This is a genomic window from Actinoplanes flavus (genome assembly GCF_017592555.1).
GTDB lineage: Bacteria > Actinomycetota > Actinomycetes > Mycobacteriales > Micromonosporaceae > Actinoplanes > Actinoplanes flavus.
In genome coordinates, this window is the sequence record NZ_JAGFNS010000010.1 from 106,571 (window position 1) to 131,822 (window position 25,252).

The 25,252-nt window shown below is 70.9% G+C and carries 23 protein-coding genes and 1 pseudogene; 13 read left to right on the forward strand and 11 right to left on the reverse strand.

Annotation, left to right across the window (positions count from 1 at the left end; genetic code table 11):
- The first annotated feature begins 15 nt into the window (after positions 1 to 15).
- Positions 16 to 378: a VOC family protein gene (locus tag J5X75_RS16895; protein ID WP_208468363.1), complete on the forward strand. Its 363-nt coding sequence runs from the start codon at positions 16 to 18 to the stop codon at positions 376 to 378.
- Between the two features lie 4 nt (positions 379 to 382).
- Here the strand turns inward: J5X75_RS16895 and J5X75_RS16900 are convergent, their stop codons facing one another.
- Positions 383 to 3,541, reverse strand: a complete 3,159-nt coding sequence (locus J5X75_RS16900) for a penicillin acylase family protein (RefSeq protein WP_208468364.1) — start codon at positions 3,539 to 3,541, stop codon at positions 383 to 385.
- 118 nt (positions 3,542 to 3,659) lie between these two features.
- Here J5X75_RS16900 and J5X75_RS45490 point away from each other — a divergent pair, with 118 nt between their 5' ends.
- Entirely contained in the window at positions 3,660 to 4,358 is a 699-nt protein-coding gene (locus tag J5X75_RS45490; RefSeq protein ID WP_208468365.1) for an arsenate reductase/protein-tyrosine-phosphatase family protein, read from the forward strand.
- Positions 4,355 to 4,720 (forward strand): VOC family protein, encoded by a 366-nt coding sequence (locus J5X75_RS16910; RefSeq protein ID WP_208468366.1) that lies wholly within the window; start codon positions 4,355 to 4,357, stop codon positions 4,718 to 4,720. Before J5X75_RS45490 ends, J5X75_RS16910 begins: the two co-directional genes overlap by 4 nt.
- A 58-nt stretch (positions 4,721 to 4,778) precedes the next feature.
- On the opposite strand, the gene J5X75_RS16915 is transcribed toward J5X75_RS16910, so the two are convergent.
- Both J5X75_RS16915 and J5X75_RS16920 read right to left on the reverse strand, forming a co-directional pair.
- A complete protein-coding gene (locus tag J5X75_RS16915) occupies positions 4,779 to 5,255 on the reverse strand; it encodes a carboxymuconolactone decarboxylase family protein (RefSeq protein WP_208468367.1) in 477 nt (158 codons plus the stop codon).
- Between the two features lie 427 nt (positions 5,256 to 5,682).
- On the reverse strand, positions 5,683 to 6,030 hold the full coding sequence (locus tag J5X75_RS16920; RefSeq protein ID WP_208468368.1) for a S24/S26 family peptidase: 348 nt from the start codon (positions 6,028 to 6,030) through the stop codon (positions 5,683 to 5,685).
- A 67-nt stretch (positions 6,031 to 6,097) separates the two neighbouring features.
- Here J5X75_RS16920 and J5X75_RS16925 point away from each other — a divergent pair, with 67 nt between their 5' ends.
- Positions 6,098 to 6,631, forward strand: a complete 534-nt coding sequence (locus J5X75_RS16925) for a DUF6817 domain-containing protein (protein WP_208468369.1) — start codon at positions 6,098 to 6,100, stop codon at positions 6,629 to 6,631.
- Positions 6,632 to 6,646: 15 nt separating this feature from the next.
- Here the strand turns inward: J5X75_RS16925 and J5X75_RS16930 are convergent, their stop codons facing one another.
- Positions 6,647 to 7,900 (reverse strand): polyamine ABC transporter substrate-binding protein, encoded by a 1,254-nt coding sequence (locus J5X75_RS16930; protein ID WP_208468370.1) that lies wholly within the window; start codon positions 7,898 to 7,900, stop codon positions 6,647 to 6,649.
- Positions 7,901 to 8,043: 143 nt separating this feature from the next.
- Here J5X75_RS16930 and J5X75_RS16935 point away from each other — a divergent pair, with 143 nt between their 5' ends.
- The 4 genes from J5X75_RS16935 to J5X75_RS16950 are packed head-to-tail and all read left to right on the forward strand — an operon-like array spanning position 8,044 to position 12,181.
- On the forward strand, positions 8,044 to 8,586 hold the full coding sequence (locus tag J5X75_RS16935) for a DUF6069 family protein (RefSeq protein ID WP_307798119.1): 543 nt from the start codon (positions 8,044 to 8,046) through the stop codon (positions 8,584 to 8,586).
- Between the two features lie 33 nt (positions 8,587 to 8,619).
- Positions 8,620 to 11,316: a cation-translocating P-type ATPase gene (locus tag J5X75_RS16940; RefSeq protein ID WP_238488277.1), complete on the forward strand. Its 2,697-nt coding sequence runs from the start codon at positions 8,620 to 8,622 to the stop codon at positions 11,314 to 11,316.
- Positions 11,316 to 11,750: a hypothetical protein gene (locus J5X75_RS16945; RefSeq protein ID WP_208468372.1), complete on the forward strand. Its 435-nt coding sequence runs from the start codon at positions 11,316 to 11,318 to the stop codon at positions 11,748 to 11,750. The genes J5X75_RS16940 and J5X75_RS16945 overlap by 1 nt, the downstream gene beginning before the upstream one ends.
- Entirely contained in the window at positions 11,747 to 12,181 is a 435-nt protein-coding gene (locus J5X75_RS16950) for an RDD family protein (protein WP_208468373.1), read from the forward strand. The genes J5X75_RS16945 and J5X75_RS16950 overlap by 4 nt, the downstream gene beginning before the upstream one ends.
- Positions 12,182 to 12,251: 70 nt before the next feature.
- Here the strand turns inward: J5X75_RS16950 and J5X75_RS16955 are convergent, their stop codons facing one another.
- Positions 12,252 to 12,536, reverse strand: a complete 285-nt coding sequence (locus J5X75_RS16955) for an SHOCT domain-containing protein (protein WP_208468374.1) — start codon at positions 12,534 to 12,536, stop codon at positions 12,252 to 12,254.
- A gap of 5 nt (positions 12,537 to 12,541) precedes the next feature.
- Complete coding sequence (locus tag J5X75_RS16960) at positions 12,542 to 13,000, reverse strand: DUF6325 family protein (protein ID WP_208468375.1); 459 nt, start codon at positions 12,998 to 13,000, stop codon at positions 12,542 to 12,544.
- 248 nt (positions 13,001 to 13,248) lie between these two features.
- On the opposite strand from J5X75_RS16960, the gene J5X75_RS16965 reads away from it, so the two are divergent.
- Entirely contained in the window at positions 13,249 to 14,697 is a 1,449-nt protein-coding gene (locus J5X75_RS16965) for a hypothetical protein (protein WP_238488279.1), read from the forward strand.
- A 125-nt stretch (positions 14,698 to 14,822) separates the two neighbouring features.
- On the opposite strand, the pseudogene J5X75_RS16970 reads toward J5X75_RS16965, so the two are convergent.
- The 5 genes and pseudogenes from J5X75_RS16970 to J5X75_RS16990 all read right to left on the reverse strand — a co-directional run.
- Positions 14,823 to 16,175 (reverse strand): annotated as a pseudogene (locus tag J5X75_RS16970) (DUF2252 domain-containing protein); the annotation flags it as partial.
- Positions 16,159 to 16,653 (reverse strand): DUF1269 domain-containing protein, encoded by a 495-nt coding sequence (locus tag J5X75_RS16975; RefSeq protein WP_208468376.1) that lies wholly within the window; start codon positions 16,651 to 16,653, stop codon positions 16,159 to 16,161. The gene J5X75_RS16975 and the pseudogene J5X75_RS16970, both read right to left, overlap by 17 nt.
- 21 nt (positions 16,654 to 16,674) lie before the next feature.
- The gene (locus J5X75_RS16980; protein ID WP_208468377.1) at positions 16,675 to 17,817 is read right to left on the reverse strand and encodes an AI-2E family transporter; all 1,143 of its coding nucleotides are present in this window, start codon (positions 17,815 to 17,817) and stop codon (positions 16,675 to 16,677) included.
- A 51-nt stretch (positions 17,818 to 17,868) separates the two neighbouring features.
- Positions 17,869 to 18,306: a DUF7144 family membrane protein gene (locus tag J5X75_RS16985; RefSeq protein WP_208468378.1), complete on the reverse strand. Its 438-nt coding sequence runs from the start codon at positions 18,304 to 18,306 to the stop codon at positions 17,869 to 17,871.
- A 43-nt stretch (positions 18,307 to 18,349) separates the two neighbouring features.
- Positions 18,350 to 18,595, reverse strand: a complete 246-nt coding sequence (locus J5X75_RS16990) for a DUF8691 family protein (RefSeq protein ID WP_238488281.1) — start codon at positions 18,593 to 18,595, stop codon at positions 18,350 to 18,352.
- Positions 18,596 to 18,777: 182 nt separating this feature from the next.
- Between J5X75_RS16990 and J5X75_RS16995 the strand changes: the two genes are divergently transcribed.
- The 4 genes from J5X75_RS16995 (at position 18,778) to J5X75_RS17010 (ending at position 25,206) form a co-directional block, all read left to right on the forward strand.
- Positions 18,778 to 19,272, forward strand: a complete 495-nt coding sequence (locus J5X75_RS16995; protein WP_208468379.1) for a DUF1269 domain-containing protein — start codon at positions 18,778 to 18,780, stop codon at positions 19,270 to 19,272.
- Positions 19,273 to 19,351: 79 nt separating this feature from the next.
- On the forward strand, positions 19,352 to 21,040 hold the full coding sequence (locus tag J5X75_RS17000; RefSeq protein WP_208468380.1) for a SulP family inorganic anion transporter: 1,689 nt from the start codon (positions 19,352 to 19,354) through the stop codon (positions 21,038 to 21,040).
- A gap of 30 nt (positions 21,041 to 21,070) precedes the next feature.
- Positions 21,071 to 23,743, forward strand: a complete 2,673-nt coding sequence (locus J5X75_RS17005; RefSeq protein WP_208468381.1) for an MGH1-like glycoside hydrolase domain-containing protein — start codon at positions 21,071 to 21,073, stop codon at positions 23,741 to 23,743.
- 2 nt (positions 23,744 to 23,745) lie between these two features.
- Positions 23,746 to 25,206 (forward strand): alpha-amylase family glycosyl hydrolase, encoded by a 1,461-nt coding sequence (locus tag J5X75_RS17010; protein ID WP_307798130.1) that lies wholly within the window; start codon positions 23,746 to 23,748, stop codon positions 25,204 to 25,206.
- Positions 25,207 to 25,252 lie beyond the last annotated feature (46 nt).

The window sequence follows — 25,252 nt, forward strand, 5'->3', positions numbered from 1 at the left end:
GAAAGGAGCACCATCATGGCCCTCGCCAAGTACGTCGGCTTCTCCCTGGACTGCGACGACCCGGCCGCCCTGGCCGGCTTCTACGGCACGCTGCTCGGCATGGAGGTCGCCTTCTCCTCCGACGAGTTCGTCTACCTGGGCGAGCCCGGCAACGGCCTCGGCTTCGTCAAGGTCGACAAGTACGTGCCACCGACCTGGCCGCACGGGGACGTGCCGAAGCAGTCCCACCTGGAACTGGGCGTCGACGACCTGGAGTCCGGCGAGGCGGCGATCCTCGAACTGGGCGCCACCAAGCCGGACTTCCAGCCGCAGCCGGACCGCTGGCGGGTGCTGCTCGACCCGGCCGGCCATCCGTTCTGCATCTCGGCGTCGTTCTGAGGCGTCAGTGTGAGTAGACCTCCAGCTCATAGACGGACAGTCCGTACCGGGTCGCCCGGGTGATCCCGGTCAGGCGGACGTAACGGGCGGTGGCCGGGGTCAGCGCGACGGTGTCGACGCCGCCGTTGCCTCCGGCCACGGCACCGGCCGGGGTCCAGGTGCTGCCATCGGTCGATGTCTCGATGCGGTACGCGGACGCGTACGCCGACTCCCAGAAGATCTGCACCCGCCCCACCGGAAGCGAAGCACCCAGATCGACCTGGATCCATTGGTTGTCGGACCAGGAACTGGCCCAGCGGGTCGACGGGTTCCCGTCGACCGCGTTGGCCGCCGCATTGCCGGACTGGACGCTCGACGCGGTGACCGCCTTCCCGGCCGCCCGGTTGGTGAGGACGTCGCCGCGTTTGGCCGGGAACGAGACGACCTGCTGGTAGGTGGGCCGGTTCTGCCAGGCGATCAGGTTGTGGGTGATGCCGCCGAGCGGGGACTGCACGATCGCGTCCGCGCACCACTGGTTGCCGGCCGCGCAGTGCTCGTCGGCCGGATAGGTGGTGGCGGCCGGCTCGGCGATCGCCGCGGAGAGGCTGGTCAGCAGGGCGGTACGGCAGGCGCTGACGGTGCCGCCGCCGCAGTATCTCGTGGACCAGTTCGGCACGCTGTCGCCGAGGACCGCGCGCAGGTCCTTGTCGACCCAGCCCCACCAGCCGTACTGGAAGGAACTGCCTTTGTGGCCCTGGGCCGCGTTGGCCGAATGCGGCAGGTCGGAGACCGGCCCGGTCTGTTTCCCGGACGGTGACTCGTTGATCTGGAGCGTGTCGACCAGCGCGTCGAAGAGCCCGGTGCCCAGACCGCTGGAGAACTGCGCCTGCACCAGTTTCGGCCACCAGGCGTCGAAGATCCGGATGGCGTCCGCGTCGGTGTAGGCCTTGCTGCCCGAGGCGGTCTCCTTCCGCAGCGCGCCGTTCGCCAGCCAGGTGCGCAGCTTGGCGATGGCGGCCGCCTGGGTGCTGTCGGTGACCGTCGCCGTGTCGATCACCCGCAGGATGTCCGGCAGCACCGAGGAACCGCGCAGATCGGTGAGCCCGGCCCGCTCGACCACCTTGAGCAGCGACGCCCGGTCGTACTTCGTCCCGGCCGCGACGCCCGCCTTGAGCGGCGCGTCGAGCAGGTCGCCGCGGTGCACCGCGCCGAAACTGAAGTTGCCGTCGGCCGCCGAGTAGCCGGCCGCCTGCTTGTTGTTCCAGCTCACGAAGTAGTCCTGGTTGACCGCCTGGACGTGGGCGCTGGCCGGGCGGAAACCGGTCCACTCGTTGGCGGCGTCACCCCAGGTGGGCAGGTTCGGATCGGCCGTGGCCGGGCGGACCGGCTCGGTGCCGGAGGTGAACATCGCGGTGTCCGCCGAGTTGACGTAGAACCAGTTGAACGCGAAGGCGATGGTCGACGCCGCGTTCGTGAACGCGGCCGGCGTACCCATCTGGGCCGGCTCGTTGAACATCTGGAAGCCGATCGCCGAGTCCGCCTCGTGCCCGTAGGTGGACCGCAGACTGGTGAACGCCACCGGTGTCCCGCCGACCGTGCCGCGCCAGGTGACCAGGCCGTACCGCGTGCGCAGCATGGTCAGCCGGTACGACCCGGCCGGGGTGGAGTCGGCGGTCGTCGGCGCCCACGAGTTCGTCCGGCTCAGCGTCTCCATGGCGGTGCACGTGCCGTGGTAGAGGTAGTGCGACGACGCCGTGGTGGGCGCGCTGCCGTCCGGGTTGCACAGCCGGATCGCGTACGTGTCGGTGATGTCCTGCACCGACGACGTGGCCGACCAGGCGTAGTCCGGTCCGCGGCCCAGCAGCGTGTAGAGGTTGAGGCCGCTGAACGCGACACCCCGGCTGCTGATCCCCGGCCCCTTCAGCTCCTGCAGCATGAGCAGCTGCGGGGCGAAGTAGCCGGTCTGCGGGCCGAAGACGGCGACCGGATGCCCGGTGGCCGAGTGCGCGGCGCTGACCACGGCGGCGTTCGACATGCCCCGGTGGGCGCTGTCGACGGTGAGCGTGCCCAGCGACTCGGCGATGGCGCTCTCCCCGGTCACGCCGGTGGCGGCGGATCCGGTGCGGTCGTAGACCAGCGGCTCCGGGGTCGCGCCGGCGTCCGGCATGGCCACCCCGGCCGCGTTCGGGTCGCCCGAGGAGTACGGGAACGACTGCCCGGCGTGCAGCGTGAGCACCGCCTCCGGGTCGTTCTGCGACCGGAACTGCTGCCACACGCGGTCGCCGACGGTGTCGCCGTACTTCGCCCGGGCGGCGACCCGGACCAGCGCGGACTGCATCTCGGTGCCGCCGCCCCCGCCGAACAGCCCGCCGATCACCCCGGCGACCGCGATCAGATCGGTCATCACGAAGTCCTCGGGGCCGCCGGCGTTGGTGATCGCGTCGAGGTGGCCGGTGAGCACGTACTCGCCGGGGCAGTCCCGGGCCGCCATGCAGTCGTCGATGTACTTGTTGACACCGGCCAGGTACTGCCCGACGTCGTCGTACAGCTGGGCGCCGCGCGTGCCGGCGTTGCGCAGCGCGGTGAGCTGCGCCTGGAGGTCGGCCTCGGTGTAGGGGGAGTTGCGCCAGACGCTCTGCTCCAGGTCGCGGTTCCCGGCGGCGCCGCCGGCGAAGCCGGTCAGGCTGCCCCGGGCCACGTGACGCATCAGGTCCATCAGGAACAGCCGGTCCTGTGCGCCCGCGTACCCGGCGCCGAACATCGTCCCGGCCCGGGTGGTGCCGGTGACGTGCGGGATGCCGAGGGCCTTGTCGCGGACGATCGTGACGTCCGGGCGCGGCGTGATCGTGCTGGCCACCTGGGCGGCCGGAACGCCGTAGGAGGCGTCGTTGAAGAACGTGCCGATCTGCTGCGGAGTCAGGCCGGTGTAGCCGTAGGTGAGGTTGGCGTAGGGGGCGAGCTGGTCCGAGGCGTGCGCCGGCATGGTGCCGAACGCCTGGTGGGCCAGGATCGCGGCGAGGTCGGCGTCCCCGTTCTGCCCGGGCGGCAGGATGTCGGAGCACTCACCGAGGCAGTAGTCGTCGGTGGCGAAGGCGGCGGTGGCCGGCTGCGGGCCGGTCACGGCGGCTACCGCTGAGGAGGAGATCAGGAGGGCGGCGAGGAGGGCGGAAGAGCGTCGGCGCATGGGGGTTCCCTTCGGGGTACGCCGTGGACGCGAAACTTTCTCGGGATATTAAGACATAGACGATTGTGAACGCCAGGTTGAATAGTTGGATCAAATTGTTTTGATGTAACGTCGAGTCATGGACGTGCCACCGTTCCCGCGCCTCGCCGGGCATCCGCTGCGCTGGCGGCTGCTCACCGAGCTGGCCGGCGGTGACCTGCGGGTCCGCGAGCTGGTCGCCCGGGTCGGTCAGCCGCAGAACCTGGTCTCCTACCACCTGCGGCTGCTGCGCGACGGCGGCCTGGTCACCACCAGCCGCAGCGCCCACGACGCCCGGGACGCCTACTACCACCTGGACCTGTCCCGCTGCGCCACCGAGCTCACCGCCACGGCGTCCGCCCTGCACCCGGCGCTGACCACGGCCGGCCCCGAGCCGGTCGCCGGGCCCGCCTCGGTGCTCTTCGTGTGCACCGGCAACAGCGCCCGGTCACCGATCGCCGAGGCCCTGCTGCGTTACCGCACGGCCGGCGCGGTGGCCGTCCTGAGCGCCGGCGTCCGGCCGAAACCGAGGGTTCATCCGCACACCGCCCGGGTGCTGCGGGAGAGCTTCGGCATCGAGGACACCGCGTCGGAGACCCGGCACCTCACCACACTCACCGGGCGCCGCTTCGACCACGTCATCACCCTCTGCGACCGAGCCCGGGAGAACTGCCCCGACTTCGGGGCCCGCGTGCGGCACTGGAGCCTGCCCGACCCGGGAGACGACTACGCCGCCTTCACCCGTACGGCCGTGGAGATCGACACCCGCGTCCACCACCTACTCAAGGAGCCGCTTTGAAGTACGCCACGGTTCGCTACCTGGTCGACGACGTCCCGGCGGCGCTCGACTTCTACACCACCCACCTCGGGTTCGAGGTGCTCACCGACCGCGCCCCGGCCTTCGCCGATGTCACCCGGGGCCCGCTGCGCCTGCTGCTCTCCGGCCCGGCCTCCTCCGGCGCCCGGGCCACCCCGGAGGACTCCGCCGACCCCGGCCGCAACCGCATCCACCTGACCTTCGAGGACCTGGACGCGGAGATCGCCCGCCTCGGTGCGGCCGGCCTGAGCTTCGTGGGCGACCCGGTCTCCGGCCCCGGCGGCCGTCAGATCCTGCTGCGTGACCCGGCCGGCAACCTGGTCGAGCTCTTCCAGCCCGCGTGAGCCGGGCCCGGCCGGGCGGATCGCCGTCCGCCCGGCCGGAGCCGGGCGGACGGCGTGATCATGACGCGAACTGACCGGGCTGGTACCAGCCGGCCGGCTGCCGCACGATGACGTTGAACCGGTTGAACGCGTTGATCGTGGCGATCGTCGCGATCAACGCGACCAGCTGGTCCTCGTCGTAGTGCTTGCGGGCGTTCGCCCACACCTCGTCGGAGACCCCGCCGGCCGCGTCGGCGATCCGGGTGGCCTCCTCGGCCAGCTCCAGCGCGGCCCGCTCGGCGTCGGTGAACACCGTCGCCTCCCGCCAGGCCGCCACCAGGTGCAGGCGCTGCGCGGTCTCCCCGGCGTGCGCGGCGTCCTTGCTGTGCATGTCGACACAGAACGCGCAGCCGTTGATCTGGCTGACCCGGAGCAGCACCAGCTCCCGGGTCGCGGCCGGCAGGCCCGCGTCCTTGACCGCCAGACCGGCCGCCGTGAAGTGCTTGATGATCTTGTTGGCCACCGGGTTGCCGAGCAGATCCAGACGAGCTTCCATTGTCGACTCCTTCGTCGTTGCGCTGGGACGACCTCAAGACACCCGGACTCCCGGATCTGTGACAGCCGGGGTCGGCGCGGGAGCGTCGGCGGGGCGCCGGCGACGATCGTGCCGTTACGCAAGGTCAGATCGTAGGTGGTCATCAGTGTCGGGTCGCCCTTATCGTTGCTGGTGAAAGCGGGTCCAGGCCGCCAGGCGACATAGCGGCCGTCACGCACCGTGGCTGGTGGGGTCAGCTTGCCGGCGCCCGGTGACACCGGTCACGTCCGGGCCGACCCCGCCGTCGGTGATCGACGCGCCAAGGAATCGGCGACCGCCCCCTGGGTGAAGCCGCTCCCGGACACCACCCGCGCCGCGCCGCTGCCACCGCCCACCGAAAGTGCGACTCCCCATCCGGCTTCGATGTCCTCACGCCACTACCTGTCCGTCACCCGGCCCGCTGTTTCCCGGCGATTCGCGGCCGCGGCACGCCGGCCACGCTCACGCAGATGCCGTACACCCGGGCGTGACCGGTCCAGCCGTTCACCCGGCCCCGGTTGTTGCTGATCTGCACCCGCTTGCGGGCGTGGTCCACAGCGGACACCAGATGCAGGTACGTGGCGCCGGTGACCCGGGCCAGCACGATGTCGCCGACCTCCACCGCCGACGGGTCCACCGGCTCCACCCGGACCTGATCGCCGCTGCCGATCAGCGGAACCATCGAATGCCCGCGCGGCCGGAACTCGACCGCCTGTCCCCGCGCCACCCGTGCGGCCACCGCGTCCAAGGCACCCATAGTGTGATTATCGGCTTACTTCGTGCTCATGGCGCATTGAGGATCATCCTTACTAGGGTGCTTCTCCATGCAGACCGAAGCAGAGGTACGGGCATGGCTGCGCTCCCACGGGACGGAGACGGTGCGGCATCCGGGCGGGACGTTGTACGCCCACCTGTGCCGGGTCCAGGAGCGGCTGGGTGCGCTCGGGCACACGACGGCGACACAGTCCGCCGGCCTGACCCACGCGGTGTACGGCACCGACGGCTTCGACCTGGCCCTGCTCTTCTGGGGCGAGCGCGAGGCGCTGCGCGATCTGATCGGTCCCGCCGCCGAGGAACTCGTCTACCTGTACGGGTCGTGCGATCGCGACCGGACGTGGCGTGACCTGGCCGTCAACCGGACGGTGGCGAACCGCTTCACCGGCGAGGTCACCCGCCTCAACGAGGACCAGGTCACCCCGTTCGTCGACCTGACCATCGTCAACGAGCTGGACGTCATGGAGCAGGACCCGTCGCTGCTCGCGGCCAACCGCGCCTACTTCGCCGACCTCTTCGCCGCCTGGGAGCCGGTCACCTCACCCGCCGTCGCCACCGAGGCCCACCGCCTCCTCGCCGCCTGAGGACGGCCGGCGCCGTCAGCTCAGGACGATGGGGTCGAAGATCTTGGCGAAGGTCTGCTGCTCCTCGGCCGTGGTGAAACCGGTGTAGTAGTGCAGGCGGCCGTAGTCGGCGTCGCTCGGGAAGACCAGCGAGCTGTCCGCGACCGACTCCAGGTGGGCGCGGTCGTCGCCGGTCTTGGCGGCGGCGTCCGCGCGCATCCGCTGCTGGGCGGCCGGGACCGGGCAGACGTAGTTGATGTACCCGGCCAGGGACGCCGCGTTCTCCACCTGGTAGAAGAAGTCGATCAGCATGAGGGCGTCGACCGGGTTGGCGGCGGTCACCGGGATCGCCAGGTTGTCGGTCCAGATCGTTCCGCCCTCGTCCGGGATGACGAACTTCAAGTTCGTACCGTCGGAGAGGTTCTTCTGGAAGATGTCCCCGGACCAGGCCTGCGAGATCCAGATCTCGCCCTTGCCGAGGGCGTCCAGGTAGTCCTGTTCGTAGTAGTTGCGGACGATGCCGGCGTCCTTCTGCTGCCGCAGTTTGGCGGCGGCCGTGCGCCAGTCGGCCTCGGTGGACCGCCCGGGGGTGATGCCGGACGCCAGCATGCCGAAGTTGGCCAGCTCGGTGACGTCGGACATCATGCCGACCCTGCCCTTGTACCGCGGGTTCCACAGGTCGGCGAGGCTGGTGATCGGGCCGTCGACCTTGTCCGGATCGTAGGCGATGCCGGTGATCCCGGAGGCCCACGGCACGCTGAACACGTTGGCCGGGTCGAATGACTCCTCGGTGTACTTCGCGGCGGCGTTCGCGGTGAAGTTCGGCAGGCGGGTGTGGTCGAGCGGGGCCAGGAAGCCGGCCGAGCGGAAGCGGCCGAACTGGATGCCGTTGGTGATCACCATGAGGTCGTAGCCGATCGGCTCCCGGGCCGAGAGCTGCGGCTGCACCTTGGCGAACCAGGGGCCCATCTCCTGGATGACCTCCTCGTAGTTCACCGTGATGCCGGTCTGCTCGGTGAATCTCGCGAGCTCCGGCTTCGACGGGTCCATGTAGAGGGGCCAGCTGGCGAAGTCGACCGTGCCGTTCCGCTCGCGGCCCTCCCAGAAGGCGGCGAGCGCGGACGCCGGGTCGGCGCTCGCCTCCGGCTGAGCCTTGCCGGGGACACCGCACGCGGCCAGCGCCGCGCCGAGCGCGGACAGGCCACCGATCCGGAGCGCGTCACGGCGGCCCAGGCGGTGCTGGGTGAGGCCGCGGCGCAGGGACGGGTCGGCGGTGGTGCGGTGGAACATTGGACTCCTCGTGCCGGCGGCGGCCTGGTTGCGACCTGCAACGCTACGTCGGTGACCGGCCGGTAACCATGTGATGAACCCGACCGGTCAGTTGATCTTGACGAGACGTTCATCCATGCCGGATGAGGTGCCGGGAAGCCGCCGTGGCGACCCTCGGGACGGTGGCCCGCGTCCTTGAGGAGGACTACATGACCGGCTATGACCCGCCGACTGATCCCCGGCCGAGTCCCACCGTGAACGCTGGAAGACTGTGGGCCGGCGGCGCGGCCACCGCGGCCGTGGCGGCCCTCATCGCCATCGCCGGAGTCCTGCTCGGCCGGGGCCTGTTCAACGTCGACGTGCTCGCCCCGCAAGGCCAGGGCACCTGGGGTGACGCCTCCACCGGTTGGTACGCCCTGGGCGCCGCGCTGGCCGCACTCGCCGCGACCGGCCTGATCCATGTGCTGATCGTCACCACGCCCCGGCCGATGCGGTTCTTCGGCTGGGTGATGGCCCTGGCCACCGTGGTGGCGATGCTCGCGCCGTTCGTCACCGACGAGTCGCTCGGCTCCCGGATCTTCACGGCCGGGATCAATTTCCTGATCGGTGTCGCGATCGGCTCGCTGGTCGCCGGAACCGCCAAGACCGCGATAGTCCCGGTGGCCGTCCATCCGGCGCCCCGGCCCTACCCCCGTCCGTACCGCTGAGGATCTTCACCCCGGAGGGATGATATGGCGACCATGACGTCTCCACCGGACGCGGGTGAGGAACCCGCGTTCCACGTGTTGTCGGTTCCCGAGGCCCTCGCGGCCGAGAAGGTCGACGGGCAGCACGGCCTGAGCGCCGAGGAGGTGATCATCCGGCGCGACCGATACGGCCCGAACCGTTTCGCCGAGGCGAAGAAGGAGCCGTGGTGGCGGGCCTTCCTCCGGCAGTACGCCGACCCGATGCAGCTGGTCCTGCTCGCCGCCGGCATCGGCAGCCTCTACCCGCTCAAGCAGTGGGGCACCGGCATCATGCTGATCGCCCTGACGCTGCTGAACGCGGCGCTCGGCCTGCAACAGGAGGGCAAGGCGGCGGCCGCCATCGACGCCCTCCAGAAGATGATGATCATCAAGGCCAAGGTACGCCGGGGCGGCACGCTGACCGAGGTGCCCGCCGAGGAACTGGTCCCCGGCGACGTGGTGGTGATGGAGGCCGGCGACGTGGTGCCGGCCGACGGGCGACTGCTGCGCGCGGCCACCCTCGAGATCGACGAGTCGGCGCTGACCGGTGAGAGCCTGCCGGTGGCCAAGGACGTGGACCCGGTCGAGTCGGCCGACACCGCGCTGGGCGACCGGTCCGACATGGCGTACATGAACACCAACGTCACCCGCGGCACGGGCGAGCTGCTGGTCACCGCGACCGGCATGACCACCGAGGTGGGCCGGATCTCCGGCATGCTCCAGACCGAGAAGGACGCCGAGACGCCGCTCACCCGGCAGCTCGGCAAGCTCACCAACCAGATCCTGGTGATCGCCGGCTTCGCCCTGGTGGCCTCGGTGATCATCAACCTGGCCCGGGGCAACGAGTTCACCGTGGTGTTCACCGCGGCGGTGGCGTTCGCCGTGTCGGCCATCCCGACCGGTCTGCCCGCCGTGGTCACCACGATCCTGTCGCTCGGCACGCAGCTGCTGGCCAAGTCGAACGCGATCGTGAAGCGGCTGCGCTCGACCGAGACGCTCGGCTCCACCTCGGCGATCAACTCCGACAAGACCGGCACGCTGACGCTCAACCAGATGACCGCGATCGAGATGGCCATCCCGGGGCACCGCTACACGATCTCCGGCGGCGGCTACTCGATCGACGGCGTGATCAAGCGGGTGGCCGGCGAGGGCGAGGTCGACCTGGAGGAGTACCTGCTGCCGATGGTGCTGGCCTCGGACGCGGTGGTCACCGACGGCAACCTGATCGGCGACCCGACCGAGGGCGCGCTGGTGGTGCTCGCCGAGAAGGGCGGCATCGACTCGACGACCACCCGGGAACGGTACCCGCGGGTGGCCGAGCTGCCGTTCGACGCGGCGTACAAGATGATGGCGACCTTCCACCGGATGACCGGCCCGGACGGCGCCGAGGTGATCCGCTGCTTCGTCAAGGGCGCACCGGACCAGGTGCTGGCCCGCTCCGCCGTGACCGACGAGATGGGCGTGAAGTATCTGGCCGAGAACACCCGCCTGGCCCGGCAGGGGCTGCGGGTGCTGGCCACCGCCCGCCGTGACTTCGACCCGGCGACCTTCGACCCGGCCACCGACCTGCTCGCGCTGCTCGACGGGCTGACCCCGCTGGCGCTGATCGGCATCGTCGACCCGCCCCGCCCGCAGGCTCAGGCCGCGATCGCCCAGGCGCACACGGCCGGCATCGAGGTCCGCATGATCACCGGCGACCACGCGGTCACCGCCGCGGCCATCGCCGGCAAGCTGGGCATCCGCGGCCGGGCGATCACCGGCGCCGAGTTCGGCGCGATGAGCGACGAGGAGGCGGACCGGGAGATCGGCGGGATCGGTGTGATCGCCCGGGTCACCCCGGAGCACAAGGTACGCCTCGTCGAGGTGCTCAAGCGCAAGGGCCACATCGTGGCGATGACCGGCGACGGCGTGAACGACGCGCCGGCGCTGAAGAAGGCGGACATCGGCATCGCGATGGGGATCACCGGCACCGAGGTCAGCAAAGAGGCCGCCGCCATGATCCTCACCGACGACGACTTCGCCACCATCGTGAAGGCCGTCGAGCTGGGCCGGGCCCTCTACGCCAACCTGAAGAAGTACATCTTCTTCCAGATCGGCGTGCTGATCGGCATGGTCGTCACGTTCCTGGCGGCCAGCATCGGCAACATCGCCGCGGGCGTGCCGTTCCTGCCGTTGCAGAGCCTCTGGCTGAACTTCACCACGCAGGTGTTCCAGGCCGTGGGGCTCGGCTACGGCAAGGCCGAGGCCGACATCATGCGGCACAAGCCACGCAAGTCCGACGAGCCGTTGCTGAGCCGCCGATCGCTGGGCTGGCTGAGCTTCATCGGCCTGGTGATGGGCGTGATCACCCTCGCGGTGATCTGGTGGGCCGACGACCGGTACGGCCTGGACCCGGGCCGCACCATGGGCCTGACCGCCTTCTCGATCGCCAACCTGGCCTTCGCGCTCACCGTGCGCAGTGAGCTGCGGTCGGTGTTCAGCCTGGAGACCTTCGACGACCGGCGGTTCCTGATCACCACCGGGATGTCGGCGGCCGCCATCGTGCTGGGCACCGAGCTGGGCCTGTTCCAGCAGATCCTGAACACCACCACCCTGGACCTGGGCCAGTGGCTGATCTGCCTGGTGGCCGGCTCGATCGTGATCCTGCCGACCGAGATCCGCAAGGCGGTCCTGCGGCGGCGGGCCGCGAGATCTGCCGCTGTGGTGGCGTGATGGGCACGCCGGGGCTGTTGCAACTGGGCGACGTGGCGATCGGCGCGGCCATCCGCGCCGGGGAACGGGCCGGCGAGACACTGACCCGGCTCCGGGACCGGGCCCGGGCGCGGATGAAGGAGGTCCGGCTCGACGATCTCACCGGGCTCGCCGAGCTCGGCGCCTCCGAACGCAACCGGGTGATCGACAACGCCATCACCGCGCTGGCCACCTCGCGGATCGTGGACCGGGTCGTGGAGATCCAGCTGGCCCGGGTGCTGGAGCTGCTGGAACGGGAACCGGACCGGATCCGGGCCCTGGTCCGGGGGCAGCGCGACAGCATGGTCGGCGATGTGGTGGGCCGGGTGCGGGCCGGCGCGGCGGCCGGTGACGCCGCCGTGGACCGGATCACCCTGCGGATGACCGGTCGCGGTCAGCTCATCGATCCAGCATGAACGAGTACGCCGGGCTGGTGAGCCGGTTCCTGGCGTACACGGTGGACGCGGTCGTGGTGGCCGTGTTCACGGGCGGGGCGGCGCTCGTCTTCGGGGTGGTCGCCGCCATCGTCGGTTCCGGGGCGTGGGAGCTGGCCCGGCTGATCGTCTCGTCCTACCTGGTGCTGCTGCCCGCGGTGCTGGCACTCTACTGCGCCGTCTTCTGGATGCTGGCCGGCCGGACACCGGGGATGGCGTTCCTCGGCCTGCGTGTGGTGCGGGCCGACGGGCGTACGCCGGGCTGGTTCGCCTCGTTCCTCCGCGGCCTGATGCTGGCCTACTTCCCGATCGGGGCGCTGTGGCTGCTGATCGACCGGCGGCGGCAGGCCCTGCACGACAAGGTCGCCCGCACCTCGGTGGTGCGGGCGGCCACCGCGCCGACGACCCGATGAACAGCGAACGCGCCGGCCACCGTGGCTCGAAGCCGCACGGTGACCGGCGCGGGCCGGTCCGGGTCGCTGGTCAGCGCCCGAGAATGCGGGCCTTCTGCTCCTGGAACTCCTGCTCGGTGAGCACCCCCTGCGCCTTCAGCTCACCCAGCCGCTGGAGCTGTTCGAGCTGGGCCGAGGTGTCGTCCTGCGGCGGCGCCTGCTCGTAGTACTGCGGCTGCTGGGCGTACTGCGGCTGCTGGGCGGCCGCCTGGTTGGCCCACCGGCCGGCCTGCCGCCGGGAGACCCGGTTGGACACCGCGGTCGCCGTTCCCGCGACCACCGCGGTCCGTGCCATGCCACGCAACAGTCCGGGCATCGCGATCACCTCCCCTGTACGGAGGCCGTGGCGGCCTCCTCGGTCTCGTCGAGGGCCGCCATCAGGGCCTGCACCGGGATCCGCCCGCCCGCCACCAGATGCGCCCCGTTGCGGCGCAGGGTGGTGGCCAGCGGCGCCGCCCACAGGTTCTCGTACACCAGGATCACCGCGGCCGCTCCCTCCTCCAGAACGCCGGCGATGTCGTGCAGGTCGTCGCCGCCGAGCATGCCGGACGCGGCGCCCTGGAAGACGCCGAAGCCGCTCAGGTCGATCTCCTTGTGCTCGAAGGCGGTCACCCCGCCGCCGTGCTCCTTGCGGACGAAGAGGATGTCCAGCACCCGGATGATCCCCCGGTCCACCAGGTCCATCAGCAGCGGCAGTGCCGTCCCGTTCAGGCTGCCCTCGGGGAACTCGACGCACAGGTAGTCGACCGGGCCCATCTCGCCCAGTTCCGTCTCGCTCATCTCAGCCTCCCGCTCATCGCTCTCCCTAGCTGGTTCACGCCCGATGTCATCGTGTTCAGCCTGCTGGGCCGGGGACCGGGCCACGTCATCCGCCGAGGGTGAACTCCGGAGCGCGCCGGGACCGCGGGTACGCCATGAGACGGGGTTCATCCACGCCGGATGAGGTGCCTTCAGGGGCGCGCGAGGAACCGTCGGCAGGGGCCGGTAGAACGCCGGCTGTCGATTTCGCGGCTGGCGAGGAGCAGACCATGAACATTCCGGCGAGCGAATCACCACCGACCGGGTCCCCGGACGGCACGGGCCCGGCGGACGAGCGCGTGCCGGAGACGGCGCCGGTCGCCGTACCCGAGACGGAGGAGCTGGAGCGGCTCCGGGCGGAAGTGACCGCGCTGCGTGCCCAGCTCGAAGGTGAGGGGCGCCGAAGGCGGCCGCGTGGTCGCGGGATCCGCCGGGGGGTGGCCGCCGTGCTCGCCGCCGTCGCCGCCTTCGCGCTGGTGACCAGCGTGGTCGGGCTGTGGGCGGCGACGACCACGCTGAACACCGACCGGTGGGTGGCCACCGTCGCGCCGCTGCCGCAGGACCCGAAGGTGAACGCGGCCGTCGCCGAGTACGCCACCACCGAGGTCTTCCGCGTGCTCGACGTGGAACAACGGTTGCGCGCGGTGCTGCCCGAGCAGGCCGCGTTCGTGGCCGGGCCGCTCACCGGGCAGATCCGCGAGCAGGTCCGCAAGACGGTGCAGAACGTGCTGGGCAGCGACCGTTTCGAAGTGATCTGGGTGGAGCTGAACCGGCAGTTGCACCAGCGGATGGTCGCCGTCATCGAGGGGGAGAGCAGCGTCGTCACGGCCCGCCAGGACAGTGTCCAGATCGACCTGCTGCCCCTGATCAACCAGGTGCTGCGGCAGCTCAGCGACCAGCTGCCTACCCTCTTCGGCAAACAGATCACGCTGCCCGACCTGAGCAGCGGCGCCATCCCGGAGAATCTGCGACTGCGGGTCGAGGAGGCGCTGGGGGTGACGCTGCCGGCCGACTTCGCCACGTTCACCGTCTACGACTCCGGACAGCTGTGGGAGGTCCAGCAGGCGGTGGCCGCGGCGAAACGGTATCTGGCGCTGTTCGTGGCCGGCACGATCCTGCTGCTGCTGGCCGCGTTCGTGGTGTCGCCGCAGCGCCGCCGTACCGCGGTCCAGTTCGGGCTCTGGCTGGTGGTGGCGGCCGTGACGATCACCGCGGTGCTGCGCGCGGTGCGCCGGGAGATCCTCGAGGCGGTGCCGGCCGGGGTCTACCAGGACGGCGTGGACGCGGCCATGACCACGGTGTTCAGCCTGCTCCGGGAACGGGGCGCCCAGCTCATCGTGATCGGCTCGGCGATCGCTCTGCTGGCGTACCTGGCCGGGCCGGGCCGGTTCCCGGTGTGGCTGCGCCGCTCGGTGGCGCGGGGCACGGCGGCCGGCTGGCGGCGGGTCCGGGCCGGTTCGGCGGTGGTCGCCGCCCGGGGACCCGGCTTCATCGCCGCGCATCTGGATCCGGTACGGGTGGGCGGGCTCGTCGTGGCCGTCCTGCTGGCCCTGGTGCTCTCCTCGTGGACGGCGCTGCTGGTGATCGTGGTGCTGCTGGCGGCGTACGAGGTGGCGGTCACGCTGATCGCGCGCCGGCAGGCCGAGGTGCTGCGGACGCCGCCGCCCGCCCTCGGCTGAGGACGGGCGGCGGTTTCCCGGCGGGTACGGCTCAGACGTCCGTGACGGCCGCCCCCCCCCCCCCCCCCCCCCCCCCCCCGGACGGCGCCGGGGGGCAACCGGCCGTCACGGACCGCCGCCGTGAAGGCCGCGTGGTCGCTCTCGACCTGGTCGGCGTACGACTCGGCGTACTCCACCAGCGCCTTGTCGAACCGGTCGCGGGAACCCAGGTACGCGGCGATCGCGATCCGGTCCCCGCCCCGCGCGTGCGCCCGGGCCAGGGTCCAGCCGCACAGGCTCCCGTAGACCGTCAGCGCCCCGGCGTCCATCTCCTGGACCGTGGCGCCGCCCTTCCAGTCGCGCAGCTGGCGTACGTAGAAGTCACGGGTCCGGCCGTCGAACCCCTCGACCCGGTGCCAGCCCAGGAAGATGTCGCTGGCCGCCTGCATGATCCGCTGACCGGCCACCACCCGGCGGCCCTCGTTGCCGGCGTCCGTCGTGCCGGGCCGCGGCACCAGCCCCCGCAGCACCGACGGCCCGGCCTCCTTGACCTGCAACAGCAGCGGGTCGTCCGGGTCCCGGCCGGTCAGCAGCACGATCCAGCAGCGGGTGCCGACACTGCCCACACCGACCACCTTGCGGGCCATGTCGACGAACTGGAACGCGTCGAACAGCCGCCGCCGGTCGTCGGCGAGGCTGTCGCGGTACCCGGCCATCAGGTCGATGATCTGCGCCTCGAGCTGCTTGCGGGTCACGTCCGGCACCAGGTCCTCGACCGGCACCAGCAGCGGCGGGTCGGCGACGATCCGCCGGCGGCCGTCCACCTCGGCGGTCAGTTTCCGGTACGCCTGGAGGCTGGTCCGGGTGCGTGCCTTCGCCCCGGCCCGGGCGAGCCGCTCCTGGCGGGTCCGGGTGAGCCGGTCGCCGAGCTGCTCGCGCAACTCGTCGAGGTCGGCCCGGGCGTACCAGAGATCCAGCTCCCGCATGCCCGCGAAGCGGGACATCGCCTCCCGGTAGGCGCGGACCGACGACTCCACGACGACGGCGCGGTCCCGGCGTTTGAACCCGTTCTCCCGGCCGGCCAGCGCCAGGCTGGTGGCCAGGCGCTTGACGTCCCATTCGAACGGGCCCGGGTACGTCTCGTCGAAGTCGTTGAGGTCGAAGACGAGACGCCGTTCCGGGGAGGCGTAGAGGCCGAAGTTGAAGATGTGCGCGTCCCCGCAGAGCTGGGTGTCGAGCTCGGTCGAGGGCGCGGCGGCCAGGTCCCGGGCCATCAGCTCCGCGGTGCCGCGGTAGAAGGCCAGCGGGGACGCCATCATCCGCCCGTGCCGGATCGGCAGCAGCTCGGTGAGCCGGTCGTCCTCCTGGGCGGTGAGCACGCCGACCGGGTCCGATCGGCCGGCGGCCGGTTCGTATGCGGCGTGCGCGGCGGGCGGGACACGCTTGCGCGCGTCCCGCCCGGCCTGTGCGCGCGACGCCGGGTCAGGGCGCCGAGCCACCGAACGCCTCCAGGAGGATGTCCCGCTCGCCCTCGGTCAGGTTGGTGGCGATCAGCTGTTTGTGCAGGCCGTGGAACCGTTCGCCGAGCCGGTCGAGGTTGCCCTGGTCGGTCACCAGGAACAGCGCCGAGGTGCCCTCGGTGATCTCGGCCCGGATGGTCTCCAGCTGCTGCCGGTCGATGCCGGTGCCCTCGGTGGCCTTGACCAGGGCGCCGATGCCCGCGCCGACGGCCGCGCCGGCGACCGGGACGAGGAAGAGGCCGCCGATCACGATGCCCCAGAAGGCGCCCCAGCCGGTGTACCGGTGGCCGCTCTCGTGCTCGTGGTGGGTCTCCGGGGCGGCCGCGCCCTGCGGCCAGCTGACCACCGCGTAGTCGATGATCTTGACGAGGCCCTCGTCGCGGGCGTGCCGCAGGATGCCGGCGGCCTGTTCCGCGCGCTGCGGGTCGTCGAACTTCCATACCGTGAACGTGGTCATGGGGGTTCTCCTCCTCGGGGGTCAGGGACGGGGCCGTCCCGGATGAGTCCGTTTCTCGCCGGGGGGTCCGCCGGCGAGCAGGTTGTTGATCCAGCGGGTCGAGGGGTCGATGTCCACCAGCAGGCCCTTGGTGAGCAGGGTCAGCGGGATGGCCAGCAGCGCGCCGAGTCCACCCAGCACCCAGGCCCAGAAGATCAGCGACAGGAACGAGACGGTGGCGGAGAGACCGACCGCGTCGCCCACGATCTTGGGCTGGATGATCGACTGGATGACGAAGTTGACCACGCAGTAGAGCGCGATCACGGCCAGCATCAGTTGGGGCCCGCCCTGGAGCAGGCCGAGCAGCGCGGGCGGTATCACCCCGATGACGAAACCGATGTTCGGGATGTAGTTGGTGATGAACGACAGCAGGCCCCACAACAGGGGCAGCGGGATGCCGAGCCACCACAGCAGCGCCACGTCGAACACCGCCACGATCAGCCCGAACACCGTGCACACCAGCAGGTAGCGCCGGGTGCCCTGGGCGAACGAGCGCAGCGCCTCGACCACCTGCGGGCGTTCCGAGACGGTTCCCCGCAGCCGGGCCGGGAACTCGACCGCGTCCACACACATGAACAGCAGCACGGCCAGCAGGAAGATCCAGTCGGACAGGATCGAGGCCAGGCCGCCGAAGATGTCGCCGACCAGGCCCAGCACCGTGTCGGCGTCGGCGCCGGAGAGCGCGGTCCGCACCTGCTCGACGTCGATGCCGAACGAGCCGAGAGCCTGCGCCAGGTCCTCACGGAGGCCCGCGAACTGGGCCTGGTACTGCGGAAGCAGATCGATCAGCTGGGACACCGAGACCAGCAGCGCCCCGCCGAGGGCGAACAGTCCCAGATAGACGACCAGCACGGTGACGGTCATGGCCACCCAGGACGGTGCCCCGTGGCGGCGCATCCACTCGGTGAGCGGACTGACCGTCACCGCGAGCATGAGCCCCAGAAAGACCGGCCCGACGAGCTCCGAGACCCCGCGCAGGCCGGCCACCACCACCACGAGGCAGGCGGTGCCGAGGAGAACGATCACCCCGCGCGGCAGGCCCGCCTGGCCGCCTTGGCCGTTCTGGTGGTTACGCGCGGCGAGCCGCGGCAAGAGCCGCGGCTGCCGGGCGACCAGGCGGGTCATGGTCCGCTCCGGCCGGGACCGCCTTCTCGTTCGGCCCCGGCCGGGCGGACGTCAGTACTTGACCTCACGACCGTGCGCGGTCAGGGCGTAGATCACCAGAACGTCGAGGGCGATCACGATGCTGCACCACACCGGGTAGGCCGGGAGGAAGGCCAGGTTGGCCAGCGAGCTCAGCACGGCGACGATGATGCCGGTCACCCGGGCCCACATCTGGCCCGCGAGGATGCCGAGCCCGGTGCCCACCGCGATCAGGCCGATCACGATGTGCGTCCAGCCGTAGGTGCTGAAGTCCACCGGCACGACAAGGCCCTCGGACGTGGTCAGAAAGAACTCGTTGCGAAGGAGGGCGACCAGCCCCTCGATCGCCTGGAACGAGCCGAGCATCAGCAGCATGACGCCGGCGAAGACGACCATCCCCACCCAACCGGTCGGCTGGCGCCGCCCGGCGGGCGCGTAGTTCTCCGCCTGTCGCGGCTCTGTGTTGGTCATGGTTATTCTCCCTCGTCAACGGGGTTCTCCGGTGATGGTCCGATCATGTGGTGGGACCGGTGGCCGCCACGCCATCCGTGGCGGATGAAACCCCGGTCAGACGGCGCAGACAGACGACTTCCACGCCGGACCGGTCCAGACGGGTGAGCAGCTTCTCCAGGTCGGCGTCCGAGAGCTTGCCGCGGATCGTGCTCTGCCTGGGGAGGGTGCGCCAGCGCAGATCGCCCAGCGCCATGCGTAGCAGGGGACCGAGGAATCCCCGGACCCGGATCTCGTACCGCTCCTGCATGACTGCGCCCCCTCCACCGGTGACTGTCTGTAGCAGTCACCTTTCCCGACGTGACCCCGGCTGACTTCATCCGCTCGGAATGAGGAATGCCGACGGGCTCCGTGGCTGACTGATCAGGACGCCGCAGTGCCCCGTTTGCGGCGGCACGACAGCGGCACACACGGGTACGGAAGGAGAGAGCCATGGCGACTCTGGTAGCCATCGGTTATGACGACGAGACCACGGCGACGGCGGCGTCGCTGGAGGCGAATCGGCTGGCCAAGGACCTGATCATCCAGCCGGATGCGATCGCGACGATCATTCGCGACAGGGAGGGCAAGTTCCACGTCACCACCAACCACCACGCCGTGGCGGGCGGGACCACGTGGGGCATGTTCTGGGGCCTGCTCTTCGGGATGCTGTTCTTCATCCCGCTTCTGGGCATGGCGGTCGGCGCCGGCCTCGGCGCCCTCACCGGCAAGCTGACCAAGGGCGCGATCAACAAGGAGTTCCAGGAGCGGATCCGCGAGCAACTCCAACCGGGTACGTCGGCGCTGTTCCTGGTCGTCGAGTCGGTCACCCCGGACAAGGCGGTGGAGGCGCTCAGCAAGTTCGGCGGCACGGTGCTCAAGTCGTCGCTGCCGAAGGAGACCGAGGCCGAGCTCCAGGACGCCCTGCACGGCGGCGAGCAGCAGTAAGGTTTCCCGACCCGGACGCCGCCCGAGATCGGGTGGCGTCCGTCGTATATGAGGACGAGTGGACCGGGGAGGACCACAGATGGCGATCGGCGACTGGGCGCCGGGACTGAAAGCCGCCGCCGGTTACCAGCCGGCGTGGCTGCCGAAGGATCTGGTGGCCGGGATCGTGCTGACCACCCTGCTCGTGCCACAGGGCATGGCCTACGCCGAGCTGGCCGGCCTGCCACCGATCACCGGGTTGTACACCTCCATCCTGTGCCTGCTGGCGTACGCCGTCTTCGGTCCCTCGAAGGTCCTGGTCCTCGGCCCCGACTCGTCGCTCGGCCCGATGATCGCCGCGGTGGTCCTGCCGCTGGTCGCCGCGGACGGCGACCCGGCCAAGGCGGTGGCGCTGGCCTCGGTGCTCGCCCTGCTGGTCGGGGTGATGATGACGGTGGCCGCGGTCGCGAAACTCGGTTTCGTGGCCGACCTGCTCTCGCATCCCACCCAGATCGGCTACGTCAACGGGCTGGCCCTGACCATCCTGATCGGGCAGCTGCCGAAGCTGTTCGGGTTCTCGGTCGACGCCGACGGCCTGATCGGCGAGGCGGCGGGCTTCGTGCGCGGCGTCGCCGCCGGAGAGACGCTGCCGGTGGCGCTCGCCATCGGCGCCGGCGGCCTGGCCGTCATCCTGGTGCTGCAACGGTTCCTGCCGAGGATCCCCGGCATCCTGGTCGCGGTCCTCGGCGCCACCGTGGCGACGTCGGTGTTCGGCCTGGCCGACCAGGGGGTCGACGTGGTCGGGCCGCTGCCGCGGGGCTTCCCGCCGCTGACCCTCCCGCACATCGACCTCTCGGACCTGGGCATCCTGGCGGCCGGCGCGCTCGGCATCACCCTGGTGTCGGTCACCGACACCATCTCCACGGCGTCCACCTTCGCCGCCCGTACCGGGCAGGAGGTGCGCGGCAACCAGGAGATGGCCGGCATCGGGGCGGCCAACCTGGCGGCCGGGCTGTTCCAGGGCTTCCCGGTCAGCACCAGCGGCTCGCGAACCGCGGTGGCCTTCCAGTCCGGCGCCCGCAGCCAGCTGACCGGGGTGGTCGGCGCGGCGGCCATCACGCTGATGCTGGTCCTCGCGCCCGGGCTGCTGCGGAATCTGCCGCAGCCGATGCTGGCGGCCGTGGTGATCGCCGCCTCGCTGTCGCTGGCCGACCTGTCCGCGATGCGGCGGCTGTGGCGGCAGCGGCGGGTGGAGTTCAGCCTGGCGCTGGCCGCGTTCCTGGGTGTGGCGCTGCTGGGCGTGCTGCCCGGCATCGCGGTCGCGGTCGCGCTGTCGGTGCTCAACGTCTTCCGGCGGCTGTGGTGGCCCTATTCCACCGAACTGGGCCGCCCGGACGGGGTGGCCGGATATCATGACGTGCGGTCCTACCCGGACGGCGTGCGGTTCCCCGGGCTGGTGCTGTTCCGATTCGACGCGCCGCTGATCTTCGCGAACGCCCGCACGTTCCGCGAGGAGATCCGGCACCTGGCGCACGCCGAGCCGGCCCCGCAGTGGATCGTGGTGGCCGCCGAGCCGATCACCGACATCGACACCACCGCGGCCGACATGCTGGAAGACCTCGACGAGGAGCTCAACGCGGCCGGGATCTCGCTGGTGTTCGCCGAGATGAAGGACCCGGTGCGGGCCAAGATCGACCGGTACAAGCTGACCCGCACCATCGACCCGGCGCACTTCTACCCGACGATCGAGGACGCGGTGGCCGCTTTTCACTCCCAGCGGGGGAAGTGACCGAGGTCCCCGCGGGGCCAGCCTGACGGCATGGCCATCAACGAGACGGGCGCCGAGCAGCGGCGCCTCCACGACGCCGACACCCACGCCGTGCCGTGGCGCAAGTGGGGACCGTACCTCAGTGAACGGCAGTGGGGCACGGTCCGCGAGGACTACAGCCCGGGTGGCGACGCCTGGGGGCATCTCAGTCACGATGCCGCGCGATCCCGGGCGTACCGGTGGGGCGAGGACGGCATCGCCGGGTTCAGCGACGACCAGCAGTCGATCTGCCTGGCCGTCGCGCTGTGGAACGGCCGGGACCCGATCCTCAAGGAGCGATTGTTCGGCCTGACCAACTCCGAGGGCAACCACGGTGAGGACGCCAAGGAGTACTGGTTCTACGTCGACGCCACCCCGACCCACTCCTACCAGCGGATGGTCTACAAATACCCGCAGCAGCCGTTCCCGTACGAGGACCTGGTCGTCACCAACCGCAACCGCGGCCGGCACGACCTGGAGTACGAGCTGCTGGACACCGGGATCTTCGCGGAGGACCGGTACTTCGACGTCGTCGTGGAGTACGCCAAGGACGGCCCGGAGGACATCCTCGGCCGGATCACCGTGCACAACCGGGGCCCGCAGGCCGCGCCGCTGCGCCTGCTGCCCACACTGTGGTTCCGCAACACCTGGTCGTGGGACCGACCGGAGCCGAAGCCGGCGCTGCGGGCCGTCGACGGTGGCGTCGAGGCGGTCCACCACCGGCTCGGCACCCGCCGGTTCGAGGTGCTCGGCGACCACCCGCTGCTGTTCACCGAGAACGAGACGACCGGCGCCGGCCGCTACGGCAAGGACGCCTTCCACCGGTACGTGGTGCACGGCGACACCGCCGCGGTGAACCCGGACGGCACCGGCACGAAGGTGGCCGCCGACGTGACCGCCGAGGTGCCGGCCGGCGGTTCGGTCACCGTCCGGTTCCGGCTGTCCGACCGGCCGCTCGCCGGCGACGCGACGGCCTTCGACGAGGTGGTGGACCGGCGCCGGGCCGAGGCCGACGAGTTCTACGACATGCTGCTCGACCCGCGGCTCGACGACGACGAGCGGGAGGTGACCCGGCAGGCGCTGGCCGGCATGCTGTGGAGCAAGCAGTACTTCGGCTACGACGTGGAGCGCTGGCTCGCCGAGCACGGCCGGGACCCGCTGGCCGCCCGCGGGACCCGCAACGGCGACTGGTTCCACATGATCTGCCACGACGTCATCTCGATGCCGGACAAGTGGGAGTACCCCTGGTTCGCGGCGTGGGACCTGGCGTTCCAGTCGATCGCGCTGGCGGTGGTCGACCACACCTTCGCCAAGGGCCAGCTCGATCTGCTGCTCAGCCGCCGCTACCTGCATCCCAACGGCCAGATCCCGGCGTACGAGTGGAACTTCAGCGACGTGAACCCGCCGGTGCACGCCTGGGCCACCTACCTGGTCTACGAGCTGGACAAGGCACGCAACGGCCGCGGCGACCACGACTGGCTGGAGGCGATCTTCCACAAGCTGGCGAAGAACTTCACCTGGTGGGTGAACCAGAAGGACCACGACGGCAACAACGTCTTCCAGGGCGGCTTCCTCGGGCTGGACAACATCGGCGTCTTCGACCGCAGCGCCCCGCTGCCGACCGGCGGATACCTGGACCAGGCCGACGGCACCGCATGGATGGTCCTGTACTGCCAGAGCATGCTGTCGATCGCGCTGGAGCTGGCCCAGCGGGACCCGGTCTACCTGGAGCAGGCCCAGCAGTACTGCGAGCACTTCGCCTGGATCGCGGTGGCGGTCAACCACGAGACCGGCGGCGCGGCCATGTGGGACGAGGAGGACGGCTTCTTCTACGACCTGCTGCGGATGCCCGACGGCAGCGCCCAGCGGCTGCGGGTGCGCTCGCTGGTCGGCCTGCTCCCGCTGGCCGCCGCGACCGTGTACAGCAGCGGCACCACCGCCCGGTACCCGGAGCTGATGGAGGGCATCCAGGACTTCCTGGACCGGCACCCCAGCGTCACCTCGGTGCTGAGCCGGGGCCGGATGCAGGGCCGGAACGGCGAGCACCTGCTGGCGCTCTTCGACGAGCACCGGCTGCGGCGGATCCTGACCCGGCTGCTCGACGAGGACGAGTTCCTCAGCCCGTACGGGATCCGGTCGCTGTCGAAGTACCACGCCGAGCATCCGTTCGAGTTCCGGGTCGGCGACCAGACGTACGGGGTGTCGTACCAGCCGGCGGAATCGGACAGCGGCATGTTCGGCGGCAACTCCAACTGGCGCGGGCCGATCTGGTTCCCGGCCAACATCCTGATGGTCCGGGCCCTGATGAACCTGTACATCGGCTACGGCGACGAGTTCACCGTCGAGTGCCCGACCGGCTCCGGGGTGAAGATGACGTTGTTCGAGGTGGCCCGGGAGATCTCCAGCCGGATCACCAGGATTTTCCTGCCCGGCCCGGACGGACGTCGGCCCTGCTACGGTGGCCAGGGGGTCTTCACCACGGAGCACTGGAAGAATCTGATCACCTTCGCCGAGTACTTCCACGGCGACAACGGGGCCGGCCTGGGCGCCACCCATCAGACCGGCTGGACCGGGCTGGTGGCCGTGTTCCCGAACGTCTTCGCCGGCCTGTCCGGCCCGGATCTGCTCCTCGAGGGCATGACCGGTGTGCTGCGGCGGGCCCAGGTGGAGGAGGAGGACCGTTGAGCGTGTGGCCGGAGACCCCGGTGATCTACGAGATCGGCACCTGGCCGTGGCTGACCGGGCTGAGCCGGCGCTACGGCCGTCCGATCACCCTCGCCGACGTGCCCGGTGAGGTGTGGGACGAGATCGCCGTGCCCGGGATCGACGCGGTGTGGCTGATGGGCGTCTGGGAGCGCAGCCCCGCCGGGCTGGCCCTGGCCCAGCACAACGAGGACCTGCAACGGTCGTTCCGGGAGGCGCTGCCCGACCTCACGCCGGAGGACGTGGTCGGCTCTCCCTACTGTGTGCGCCGCTACCGGGCCGACGAGCGCCTCGGTGGGCCGTCCGGGCTCGCGGTAACCCGCGCCGCGCTGCGGGAGCGGGGCCTCCGGCTGATCCTCGACTACGTGCCCAACCACGTGGCGCCCGACCACCCGGCGGTCACGCTGAACCCGCAGTGGTTCGTCCGGGGCTCGGCCGGGGACCTGGCCGCCGACCCGCGGGGCTGGTTCGAGGCCGGGGGACAGGTGATCGCGCACGGGCGGGACCCGTTGTTCCCGCCGTGGCCGGACGTGGCCCAGCTCAACGCGTTCGACCCAGGGCTGCGGGACGCCGCGGCGGCCGTGCTGGGCGACATCGGCGACCAGTGCGACGGGATCCGCTGCGACATGGCGATGCTGTTCACCAACGAGGTGTTCGCCCGTACCTGGGGGCGGTGGGTGGGGCCCGCGCCGGACGAGGAGTTCTGGCCGCAGGTCTTCGCCCGGGTCCGTGCCCGGCACCCGGACCTCGCGCTGATCGCCGAGGCCTACTGGGACATGGAGTGGATCCTCCAGCAGCAGGGTTTCGACTACTGCTACGACAAGCGGCTCTACGACCGGCTGGCCCACGAGGACGCGGAGTCGCTGCGCAAGCACCTGGCGGCGGGCCGCGACTTCCAGGACGGCCTGGTGCGGTTCCTGGAGAACCACGACGAGCCGCGGGCCGCCGCGACGCTGCCGGGCGGGCGGGGCCGGGCCGCGGCGGTGGCGATCGCCACCCTGCCGGGCGCCACGCTCTGGCACGACGGCCAGTTCGACGGACGGCGCACCCGGCTGCCGGTCTTCCTGGCCCGGTTCCCGGACGAGCCGGACGACCCGGAGTCGCGCGACTTCCACCGGCGGCTGCTGGAGGTCGCCGCCACGGTCCGCCGGGGCGACTGGCGCACCGTGGACACCCGAGGCTGGCCGGACAACCCGTCCCACCAGGACCTGCTGGCCTGGTCGTGGCGCGACGGGGAACGGCGGCACCTGGTCGTGATCAACTTCGGGGACCGGCCGGCCCAGGCGCGGGTGGGGCCGCCGTGGCCGGACCTCGCCGGACGCTCCTGGGACCTGGCCGATCTCCTCGACGGGCGGGTGTTCACCAGAGATGGTGACGAACTGTCCGAGTCCGGGCTGTATGTGGACCTTCCCCCCTGGGACTTTCATCTGCTTACGTTCCGTTAACTACTTCGACACCGAGGGTCACGGGATTATCCGATCCGAACGATGT